Source organism: Streptomyces sulphureus DSM 40104 (genome assembly GCF_000381025.1).
Lineage (GTDB): Bacteria > Actinomycetota > Actinomycetes > Streptomycetales > Streptomycetaceae > Streptomyces > Streptomyces sulphureus.
In genome coordinates this window covers 140,163-150,642 of sequence record NZ_KB905825.1, presented here as the reverse complement: position 1 = coordinate 150,642, position 10,480 = coordinate 140,163, and the positions used below count along the sequence as shown (strand labels likewise).

Sequence of the window (10,480 nt, the reverse complement as noted above, 5' to 3'; positions counted from 1 at the left end):
CGCCAGCGTTCGTCCTGAGCCAGGATCAAACTCTCCATGAATGCATTCCACATCCACAAAGACCACACACCCACACACACGCGGGCATGCACAATCCTTGCCGAAAAAAATCAAAGAAACCCACCCAACCAAAAAACAGGCCAGGTACGGGCATCAACAAACTTGGCGTTGACTAAATGGCACGCTGTTGAGTTCTCAAAGAACGAACGCTTCCATCGAACCCCTCCCAGGGCCCTCCGGGCGCTTCCCTCTCGGTGTCCACCACATTACCAGAATCTTTTCGGTGCCTTTTCCGGCCCCCGGTCTGACATCTGGTCACGAGCCGGGCCACTGAATGCGTCCCTGTGCCCGCCGAAGTGGAGATGTAAACGTACTTGAGCGGGGCGCCCGGACGCAAATCCAAGCGCCCCGCGGTTGGTTGGGGTCAGACCTCGACGACGACCGGGAGGATCATCGGGCGCCGGCGGTAGTTGTCGGAGACCCACTTGCCCACGGTCCGGCGTACGAGCTGCTGGAGTTGGTGGGTCTCGGCGATGCCGTCCTGGGCCGACTTGGCGAGCGCCTCGTCGATCTTCGGGAGCACGTTGGCGAAGTCCGCGTCGTCGATACCGGAACCTCGGGACTGGATGTGGGGGCCGCCGGAGATTTTGCCGGTGGTGCTGTCGACGACGACGAAGACGGAGATGATGCCCTCGTCGCCGAGGATGCGGCGGTCCTTGAGGGATGCCTCGGTGACGTCGCCCACCGAGAGCCCGTCGACGTAGACGTAGCCGGCCTGGACCTTGCCGCTGATGTTCGCCTTGCCGTCGACGAGGTCAACGACGACGCCGTCCTCGGCGATCACGATGTGGTCGTGGGGCACGCCCGTCTTCGCGCCGAGTTCGGCGTTGGCGCGAAGGTGCCGCCACTCGCCGTGGACCGGCATCAGGTTGTTCGGCTGGCAGATGTTGTAGAAGTACAGCAGTTCGCCGGCCGAGGCGTGGCCCGAGACGTGGACCTTGGCGTTGCCCTTGTGGACGACGTTGGCGCCCCAGCGGGTGAGGCCGTTGATGACGCGGTAGACGGCGTTCTCGTTGCCTGGGATCAGCGAGGAGGCCAGGATCACCGTGTCGCCGGGGACGATGCGGATCTGGTGTTCACGGTTGGCCATCCGCGAGAGGGCCGCCATCGGCTCGCCCTGCGAGCCCGTGCAGACGAGCACGACCTCGTCGTCCGGGAGGTCGTCGAGCGCCTTGACGTCGACGAGCAGGCCGTCGGGGATGTTGAGGTAGCCGAGCTCCTTGGCGATGCCCATGTTGCGGACCATCGAGCGCCCGACGAACGCGATGCGGCGGCCGTACTCGTGGGCGGCGTCGAGGATCTGCTGGATGCGGTGGACGTGGCTGGCGAAGCTCGCCACGATGATGCGCTTCTGCGCGCCGGCGAAGACCTGGCGCAGCACCCCCGAGATCTCGCTCTCGGGCGGGACGAAGCCGGGGACCTCGGCGTTGGTCGAGTCCGACAGCAGGAGGTCGATGCCCTCCTCGCCGATGCGGGCGAAGGTGCGCAGGTCCGTGAGCCGCCCGTCGAGCGGGAGTTGGTCCATCTTGAAGTCGCCGGTGTGGACGACCAGACCTGCGGGGGTCCGGATGGCGACGGCGAGGGCGTCGGGGATCGAGTGGTTGACCGAGACGAACTCGCACTCGAAGGGGCCGATCCGCTCCGTGTGCCCCTCTTCCACCTCGAGGGTGTACGGGCGGATGCGATGCTCCTGGAGCTTCGCCTCGATGAGGGCGAGCGTCAGCTTGGAGCCGATGAGCGGGATGTCCGGCTTCTCGCGGAGGAGGTAGGGGACGCCGCCGATGTGGTCCTCGTGGCCGTGGGTGAGGACGATCCCCTCGATGTCGTCGAGACGCTCCCGGATCGAGGTGAAGTCCGGGAGGATCAGGTCGATCCCTGGCTGCTCCTCCTCGGGGAAGAGGACGCCGCAGTCGACGATGAGGAGCCGGCCTCCGTACTCGAAGACGGTCATGTTGCGGCCGATCTCGCCGAGGCCGCCGAGCGGTGTGACGCGGAGGCCGCCTTCCGGGAGTTCGGGCGGCGGCCCCAGCTCGGGGTGCGGATGACTCAAAAGACTCTCCTTACTACACGCGCCACGCGCCTCAGGGGCACGTGGCGCGCGATATTCGTTTGCGTACGCGGACGTACGTGTCGAGCGTGATGCGTGGACGAGGTCGTGCAACGACAGGTTCTTCTGTATGCAGTTGTGAAGTCTGTGGGTTAAAGCCCTACCCCGCCGTGTGCGAGATCGTGCCTGAGCTGTTCGGCTTCCTCCTGCGAGAGGTGGACCAGCGGAAGGCGCAGGGGGCCTGCGGGCAGGCCCTTGGCTGCGAGTGCGGCCTTTGTCGTGATGACGCCCTGGGTGCGGAACATCCCGGTGAACACGGGGAGCAGCTTCTGGTGGATCTCCGTCGCCTTGACGACGTCGCCGCTGAGGTGCGCGTCGAGCATGGCGCGGAGTTCCGGGGTGACCAGGTGGGCGACGACGGAGACGTAGCCGACGGCGCCGACGGAGAGCAGCGGCAGGTTGAGCATGTCGTCGCCGCTGTACCAGGCGAGGCCGCTGGTGGCGATGGCCCAGCTAGCGCGGCCCAGGTCGCCCTTGGCGTCCTTGTTGGCGACGATCCGCGGATGCTCGGCGAGCCGGACGATCGTCTCGGTGTTGATGGGGACGCCGCTGCGGCCCGGGATGTCGTAGAGCATCACCGGGAGTTCGGTGGCGTCGGCGATCGCCGTGAAGTGCTGGTAGAGGCCCTCCTGGGGAGGCTTGCTGTAGTACGGGGTGACCGCGAGGAGGCCGTGGGCGCCGGCGCGTTCGGCGTCCCTGGCGAGCTCGAGGCTGTGTGCCGTGTCGTTGGTGCCGGCCCCCGCCACCACGTGTGCCCGGTCTCCGACAGCCTCCACGACTGCCCGGACCAACTGGGCTTTCTCCGCGTTGCTCGTCGTGGGGGACTCTCCGGTGGTGCCGTTGACGATCAGGCCGTCATTGCCGGCGTCCACCAGGTGAGCAGCGAGGCGCTGGGCGCCGTCGAGGTCGAGCGAACCGTCCTCCTCGAACGGCGTGACCATCGCTGTCAGGACCCGCCCGAAGGGCGTCTGCGGTGTGGAGGTCGGAGCCATGGGGTCCACGCTACTCGCAGCGCGCCACCTCGTGCGCCCTAGGGGCTCGCTCCGGGCAGCAAGGAGGGCCCGGCGCTGCATGCTCGGGGGTTCAAGCAGCGCCGGACCCGCTCTTCGAGGCTAGAGGAACGTGGACAAAACTCGCAATACGGACACCTGTTGCGCCCGGCCACCCGAGTCGGCGGCCCGGCACAGAGCGGCGGCGCGAAGAACGATGCACTCGGACGGGCCGACCGAGGGCGTGCCGCAGGCACGGAGAGTCAGGGCGCCACGCGGCCGTTGGCGTTGAACGCGGCGTGGGTGAGCGGCATGAGCTTCGCCCACTCCGCCTCCATCTGCTCGCCCACCATCTCGATCTCGCGCTGCGGGAAGCTCGGAACGGCGGCGTCCTCGTGCTGTGTGCGCAGGCCGAGGAAGTGCATGAGGGAGCGGGCGTTGCAAGTGGCGTACATCGAGGAGAAGAGGCCGACGGGCAGGACAGCGCGGGCGACCTCACGGGCGACGCCGGCGTCGAGGAGCTCGCGGTAGGTGGCGTACGCCTTGCGGTAGGCGGAGTCCATCGCGTCGACCGTGAGGGCGTGCTGCTCCTCGGTTCCCTCGACGAACTCGTACTTGCCGGGGCGACCCTGCTGGACGAGCTTGCGGTCAGGGGCCGGGATGTAGAAGACCGGGTCGAGGCGGCGGTAGCGGCCGGACTCCTCGTTGTACGACCAGCCGACGCGGTGGCGGTGGAACTCGCGGAAGACGAAGATCGGGGCGCTCACGAGGAACGTCATGGAGTTGTGCTCGAAGGGGCTGCCGTGGCGGTCGCGCATGAGGTAGTTGATGAGGCCCTTGGAACGCTGCGGGTCCTTCTGCAGCTCGTCGAGGGACTGCTCGCCAGCAGTGGAGACGCGGGCCGCCCAGAGGACGTCGGTGTCCGAGGCGCTGTGTCTGACCAGCTCCGCGCCGACGTCCCCGCGGAATGTCGGCTCGGCCTGCCGGTCCGTGGTCTCGGTCATCGTGAGTCCTTCCGCTCCGTGCTTGTTGCGTCGTGTTCCGGGCAACGGCGACAACCCTATGGCCCGCCGCCGACACCGCCCCAGGAGCCGATCGGCGCCGCCGGCCGTGCGAACGGTGGCGACGTATGCGTGACGGAGAGGGCACCGCGGTAGAGAAGGGGGGCACCCACCCTCGCGGTCCGCGGAATTCGTCACCATCCGATCCCCGGATCGGGCACTCACGGCCACCGCGGGACGTTCACCTCATGTAGCACCAGACCGATCTTACGGAGCGCGCCCACATGTTCCGCCGCGGAGAATCCGTCCCGTTCGCCTTCCTCGCCGATTCCGAGCGTTTCCGCAGCAACGTCACGCCGCCGCCCAAGCCGCGACGCACCACAGGTCAGCGGATCGGCGGGGCGCTCGTCGGGCTGACCGTCGTCGCCGGGATCGTCGGCTCGCTCGTGCTGGCGGGCCCGGCGCTCGACACCACGTACGAGGACGGCGGCGGCCCGGCAGCCACGGCCGAGCACCGCTGATCCGTCCGGCACCCCTGGGGTGGCCCGGTCACGCGCGTCTCGCTAACCTCACCGCTCAGAACCGAGCGACGAACGAGGATGCGCCGTGCCCCTCCCCTTCCTGACGGTCGACCGCGAACCGGCCGCCGACCACGACCTGCCGTCCCTCAAGCACGAGGACCGCGAGATGTGGCGCCGGCCGTACCGGCCGGGCCCCTGGCGCGTCGGTGGCGGGGCGCTGCTCCTGCTGCTCGCCTCGTACATGCTCTTCTCCGCGCTGGTGATCGCGGTGGCCGGTTCGTATCCGAGCGCGCTCGTCTGTGCGTTCGCCGCAGCGTTGGTGATAGCCGCCGCGCTGCGGTTGCTGCGTGCCGGGGTGTGGGTGAGCGCGCACGGGATACGCCACGTCGGGGTGGTGCGGACGTCGACCCTGCGGTGGCGCGAGGTGGACTCCGTGCAGACGGTCCAGCAGCCGGTGAGGTGGCTCGGGTTGCCGAGGACGGTGCAGGGAGAGGCCCTGCGGTTGACGCCGGCGCGCAACGGCAGACGGCAGGCCGGTGCCGTCCGCGAGGACCGGATACTCCTCACCGACCACAACGCCGACTTCCTCACCCGGCACGACTCCTTCGACTCGGCCGCCGACGTGATAGAGGCCTGGGCCGCCGAGTACCGGCGTTGACGCTTCAGGCGCGGCCGGGTGTGCGGGCCCCCGGCGCCGCGCCCGTCCGCTCCCGGGCGCGCAGCCGGATGGCGTGCTCCATCGCCTTGCGTGCGCGCGGGGTGTCCCTCGCGTCGTGGTAGGCGACGGCGAGGCGGAACCAGACGCGCCAGTTCTCCGGCTCCGCCTCCGCCTCCGCACGCCGCGCCGCGAAGACCGCGTCGGCCGACTCCCGGATGATCCGCCCGGAGGGGGTGCGCTCCAACTCGTCGACGGGCAGGCCGCCTTCGGCCTCGAGTTCGCGGGAGAGCCTCCCCGCGCGGGAGGCGAAGCGCGTCGTCTTCCACAGGAACCAGACGCCGATCAGCGGCAGCACGAGGACGGCGACGCCGAACGCGACCGTCACCGGTGTCCCCTGCTGGATGAGCAGCCAGCCGCGGCTGCCGACGAGGACGAAGTAGGCGACGAGGACCGCCGCGAGCGTGAAATAGGTGATCTTGGCGCGCACGGTGTTCAGTCCAGGTCGAGGAAGTGCTCGAGCCCGAACGTCAGCCCCGGCGTCGAGGGGACGCGGCGGATGCCGAGGAGCACGCCCGGCATGAACGAGCTGCGGTGCATCGAGTCGTGCCGCAGCGTGAGGGTTTCGCTCTCGCCGCCGAAGAGGACCTCCTGATGCGCGACGAGGCCCCGCAGCCGCACGGCGTGGACGGGGACGCCCTCGACGTCCGCGCCGCGTGCGCCGTCGAGCGACGTGGCCGTGGCGTCCGGCTGCGCCGGGAGTCCTGCCGCGTTCCGTGCCTCGCCGACGACCTGTGCCGTGCGGACCGCCGTGCCGCTGGGTGCGTCCGCCTTGTTCGGGTGGTGCAGTTCGACGACCTCGACGGACTCGAAGAAACGCGCCGCCTGCTGCGCGAAGCGCATCGTGAGGACGGCACCGATGCCGAAGTTGGGGGCGATGAGGACACCGGTGCCCGGGGAGTCCGCGAGGTGGCCGCGGAGGGTGCGGAGGCGCTCGTCGGTCCAGCCGGTCGTACCGATGACGGCGTGGATGCCGTGGTCGACGCAGTACTCGGCGTTGGCCATGACGGCGTCGGGACGTGTGAGGTCGACGGCGACCTCCGCGCCCGCCTCGGTGAGGCGCTCCAGCGGGTCTCCGCTGCCGAGAGCCGCGACGAGCTCCATGTCGGGGGCCGACTCGACGGCCTGCACGGCCTCGGAGCCCATCCGGCCCCGGGCGCCGAGTACCGCTACGCGCTGCTTGCTCATGGTGCTGGTTCCTTCGCGTGTGGTGTGGTCGCGGCCGGCCGTGCCCGGTCAGGCGACGGCGTCCTCGATCCGGGCTGCCCGGCGTCCGTCCAGTCGGCCGATGAGGGAGAGCGACGGGCGCCGGGTGAGCACCTCGGAGGCGACGGCGCGGACTTCGTCCGGTGTGACGGCGGAGATCCTCGCCAGCATCGCGTCGACCGACATCTGCTCGCCCCAGCAGAGTTCACTCTTGCCGATGCGGTGCATCAGCGCTCCCGTGTCCTCCATGCCGAGCACGGTGGAGCCGGCCAACTGGCCGATGGCGCGGCGTACTTCGTCGTCGGAGAGGCCGTGGGAGGCGACGTCGTCGAGCTCCTCCCGGCAGATCTTCAGGACCTCCGGTACGTGGGCAGGCCGGCAGCCGGCGTAGACGCCGAAGAGGCCGCAGTCGGCGAAGCCGGAGGTGAAGGAGTAGGTGCTGTAGGCGAGGCCGCGGCGCTCGCGGATCTCCTGGAAGAGCCGGGAGCTCATGCCCCCACCGAGCGCGGTGCTGAGCACGCCCAGCGCCCACCTGCGCTCGTCGTACCGCGAGAGGCCCGGCATCCCCAGGACGAAGTGGGTCTGCTCCGTTGCGCGGTCCACCACGTCGAGCTTGCCCGCCGCGCGGACAGTACGGCTTCCGCTGCGGGGCGGGAGGGGTGCGGCCGGCTCCCGGGTCGCGTCGGCGTGCTCGAAGGCGCGGCGGACGCGGCGGACGACGTCCGCGTGGTCGAGGTTGCCCGCGGCGGCGACGACGAGGTGCGTGGGGTCGTAGTGCTTGCGGTAGAAGCGGGCGACGCGGTCCCTCGTGAGGGCGTTGACCGTCTCGGCCGTGCCGAGGACGGGGCGGCCGAGGGGGGTGTCGCCGAACATGGTGTGGGCGAAGACGTCGTGGACGCAGTCACCCGGGTCGTCGTCGGTCATCGCGATCTCTTCGAGGATGACGCCGCGTTCGGCCTCCAGCTCCTCCTCGTCGATCACGGAGTCCGTGAGCATGTCGCAGACGACGTCGACGGCGAGCGGGAGATCGGTGTCGAGGACGCGGGCGTAGTAGCAGGTGAACTCCTTCGCGGTGAAGGCGTTCATCTCGCCGCCGACGGCGTCGAGCGCCGAGGAGATCTCCAGGGCGCTGCGCTGCTTCGTGCCTTTGAAGAGCACGTGCTCCAGGTAGTGGGTGGCGCCGTTGAGCGCCGGGGTCTCGTCGCGGGAGCCGACGTGCGCCCAGATGCCGAAGGTGACCGAGCGGACCGTCGGGACCGTCTCGGTGACGATCCGCAGGCCGCTCGGCAGCACGGTCTTGCGTACGGTCCCGGCGCCGCGGACCCCCTCGACCTCGGTGCGGGTGACGGCGCGGCTACGGGCGACGGCCCGCCCCGCGGATGCGGAGCGGGCCGTCTCACGGTGCGTGCGGGTCACTGGCCGGCCGACTCGCCGTCCGCAGCCTCGCCTTCGGCCTCCTCGTCGAGGACGGGGATGAGCGAGAGCTTGCCGCGCTGGTCGATCTCCGCGATCTCGACCTGGACCTTCTGGCCGACGCCGAGGACGTCCTCGACGTTCTCGACGCGCTTGCCGCCGGCGAGCTTGCGGATCTGCGAGATGTGCAGCAGACCGTCCTTGCCCGGCAGCAGCGAGACGAACGCACCGAAGGTGGTCGTCTTGACGACGGTGCCCAGGTACCGCTCGCCGACCTCGGGCATCGTCGGGTTGGCGATGCCGTTGATCGTGGAGCGGGCGGCCTCGGCGGCCGGGCCGTCGGCGGCGCCGATGTAGATGGTGCCGTCGTCCTCGATGGTGATGTCGGCGCCGGTGTCCTCCTGGATCTGGTTGATCATCTTGCCCTTGGGGCCGATGACCTCACCGATCTTCTCCACCGGGATCTTGACCGTGATGATGCGGGGCGCGTTCGGGGACATCTCGTCCGGAACGTCGATCGCCTCGTTCATCACGTCGAGGATGTGCAGCCGGGCCTCTCGGGCCTGCTTCAGCGCTGCGCCGAGCACCGAGGCGGGGATGCCGTCGAGCTTGGTGTCGAGCTGGAGCGCGGTGACGAACTGCTTGGTGCCGGCGACCTTGAAGTCCATGTCGCCGTAGGCGTCCTCGGCGCCGAGGATGTCGGTGAGCGTGACGTAATGCGTCTCGCCCTCGACCTCCTGCGAGATGAGGCCCATGGCGATGCCCGCGACCGGCGCCTTCAGCGGGACGCCGGCGTTGAGGAGGGACATCGTCGACGCGCAGACGGAGCCCATCGAGGTGGAGCCGTTGGAGCCCAGCGCCTCCGAGACCTGCCGGATCGCGTAGGGGAACTCCTCCCGCGTCGGCAGCACCGGCACGACGGCGCGCTCGGCGAGGCGGCCGTGGCCGATCTCGCGGCGCTTCGGGGAGCCGACGCGGCCCGTCTCGCCGGTGGAGTACGGCGGGAAGTTGTAGTTGTGCATGTAGCGCTTGCGGGTCACCGGGGAAAGGGTGTCCAACTGCTGTTCCATGCGGAGCATGTTGAGCGTCGTGACGCCGAGGATCTGCGTCTCGCCGCGCTCGAAGAGCGCCGAGCCGTGGACCCGCGGGATCGCCTCGACCTCGGCGGCGAGCGTGCGGATGTCCGTCACGCCGCGGCCGTCGATGCGCTTCTTCTCCTTGATGACGCGCTCGCGCACCAACTGCTTGGTGAGCGCGCGGTACGCCGCCGAGATCTCCTTCTCGCGGCCCTCGAACTGCGGCAGCAGCTTCTCGGCGGCGACGCCCTTGAGGCGGTCGAGCTCGCCCTCGCGCTCCTGCTTGCCGGCGATCGTCAGCGCCTGCGCGAGCTCGTCGCGGACGGCGGAGGAGAGCGCCTCCAGGACGTCGTCCTGGTAGTCGAGGAAGATCGGGAACTCGCCAGTCGGCTTCGCGGCCTTAGAGGCGAGGTCGGCCTGCGCGGTGCAGAGCGCCTTGATGAACGGCTTGGCCGCCTCAAGACCGGCCGCGACGAGCTCCTCGGTGGGCGCCTCGGCGCCGGAGCCGACGAGCTCGATCGTCTTCTCGGTCGCCTCGGCCTCGACCATCATGATCGCGACATCGCCGTCAGCGAGCATGCGGCCGGCGACGACCATGTCGAAGACGGCCTCCTCCAGCTCCGTGACGGTCGGGAAGGCCACCCACTGGCCGCGGATCAGGGCGACGCGGGTGCCGCCGATCGGGCCCGAGAAGGGGAGCCCCGCCAACTGCGTCGAGCAGGAGGCGGCGTTGATCGCGACGACGTCGTAGAGGTGCTCGGGGTTGAGCGCCATCACGGTCTCGACGACCTGGATCTCGTTGCGCAGGCCGTGCTGGAACGACGGCCGCAGCGGGCGGTCGATGAGCCGGCAGGTGAGGATCGCGTCCTCGGAGGGCCGGCCCTCGCGGCGGAAGAAGCTTCCGGGGATCTTGCCGGCCGCGTACATCCGCTCCTCGACGTCCACGGTCAGCGGGAAGAAGTCCAGCTGGTCCTTGGGGTTCTTCGAGGCGGTCGTGGCCGAGAGCACCATGGTGTCGTCGTCCAGGTACGCGACCGCGGAGCCGGCGGCCTGCCTGGCGAGGCGGCCGGTCTCGAAGCGGACGGTGCGGGTGCCGAAGGAACCGTTGTCGATGACGGCTTCGGCGTAGTGGGTCTCGTTCTCCACCAGTGTTTTCTCCTCGTCTGTGCCCCCTCGCCGTCCTGGCGGAGGGGCCGTCTGCGGCGGAGCGCCCCCATGGCGGGCCGGTCTTCGATCGAAGCACCCGGACTGCGGTGTCCGAGGGCCACTACCGAGGACCGACGTCGGGCGGGCGCGCCCCGGCCTTCAACTCTGTGTTCTCGTCTGTGAGTCCTTGGGGACCAGCCTACAAAGAGGGGCCGCCTTCGGGCTCGTTCGCATACGGAGAAGGAG

Annotated in this window: 9 protein-coding genes; 2 read left to right on the top strand and 7 right to left on the bottom strand. The window is 69.6% G+C overall.

Going from position 1 to position 10,480, the window contains the following annotated elements; translation table 11 throughout:
• Positions 1–424 precede the first annotated feature (424 nt).
• From F603_RS0127780 to thyX, 3 genes are all read right to left on the bottom strand, one after another.
• Positions 425–2,110 carry a ribonuclease J gene (locus F603_RS0127780; protein WP_019549201.1) on the bottom strand — a complete coding sequence of 562 codons (1,686 nt, stop codon included), beginning with the start codon at positions 2,108–2,110 and terminating at the stop codon, positions 425–427.
• A 149-nt stretch (positions 2,111–2,259) separates the two neighbouring features.
• Positions 2,260–3,159 carry a 4-hydroxy-tetrahydrodipicolinate synthase gene (dapA, locus tag F603_RS0127775; protein ID WP_019549200.1) on the bottom strand — a complete coding sequence of 300 codons (900 nt, stop codon included), beginning with the start codon at positions 3,157–3,159 and terminating at the stop codon, positions 2,260–2,262.
• Between the two features lie 260 nt (positions 3,160–3,419).
• Positions 3,420–4,160, bottom strand: coding sequence for an FAD-dependent thymidylate synthase (thyX, locus tag F603_RS0127770; protein WP_019549199.1), 741 nt, complete (start codon positions 4,158–4,160; stop codon positions 3,420–3,422).
• A 281-nt stretch (positions 4,161–4,441) separates the two neighbouring features.
• Here thyX and F603_RS0127765 point away from each other — a divergent pair, with 281 nt between their 5' ends.
• Both F603_RS0127765 and F603_RS0127760 read left to right on the top strand, forming a co-directional pair.
• Positions 4,442–4,678: a hypothetical protein gene (locus F603_RS0127765; protein ID WP_019549198.1), complete on the top strand. Its 237-nt coding sequence runs from the start codon at positions 4,442–4,444 to the stop codon at positions 4,676–4,678.
• 85 nt (positions 4,679–4,763) lie between these two features.
• Entirely contained in the window at positions 4,764–5,336 is a 573-nt protein-coding gene (locus F603_RS0127760) for a hypothetical protein (protein ID WP_019549197.1), read from the top strand.
• Between the two features lie 4 nt (positions 5,337–5,340).
• On the opposite strand, the gene F603_RS0127755 is transcribed toward F603_RS0127760, so the two are convergent.
• The 4 genes from F603_RS0127755 to F603_RS0127740 are packed head-to-tail and all read right to left on the bottom strand — an operon-like array spanning position 5,341 to position 10,234.
• Entirely contained in the window at positions 5,341–5,823 is a 483-nt protein-coding gene (locus tag F603_RS0127755) for a hypothetical protein (protein ID WP_019549196.1), read from the bottom strand.
• A gap of 5 nt (positions 5,824–5,828) precedes the next feature.
• Entirely contained in the window at positions 5,829–6,581 is a 753-nt protein-coding gene (gene dapB, locus F603_RS0127750) for a 4-hydroxy-tetrahydrodipicolinate reductase (protein ID WP_019549195.1), read from the bottom strand.
• 48 nt (positions 6,582–6,629) lie between these two features.
• Entirely contained in the window at positions 6,630–8,015 is a 1,386-nt protein-coding gene (locus F603_RS0127745) for a M16 family metallopeptidase (RefSeq protein ID WP_019549194.1), read from the bottom strand.
• Positions 8,012–10,234, bottom strand: a complete 2,223-nt coding sequence (locus F603_RS0127740; protein WP_019549193.1) for a polyribonucleotide nucleotidyltransferase — start codon at positions 10,232–10,234, stop codon at positions 8,012–8,014. The genes F603_RS0127745 and F603_RS0127740 overlap by 4 nt, the downstream gene beginning before the upstream one ends.
• Between the last annotated feature and the right edge of the window lie 246 nt (positions 10,235–10,480).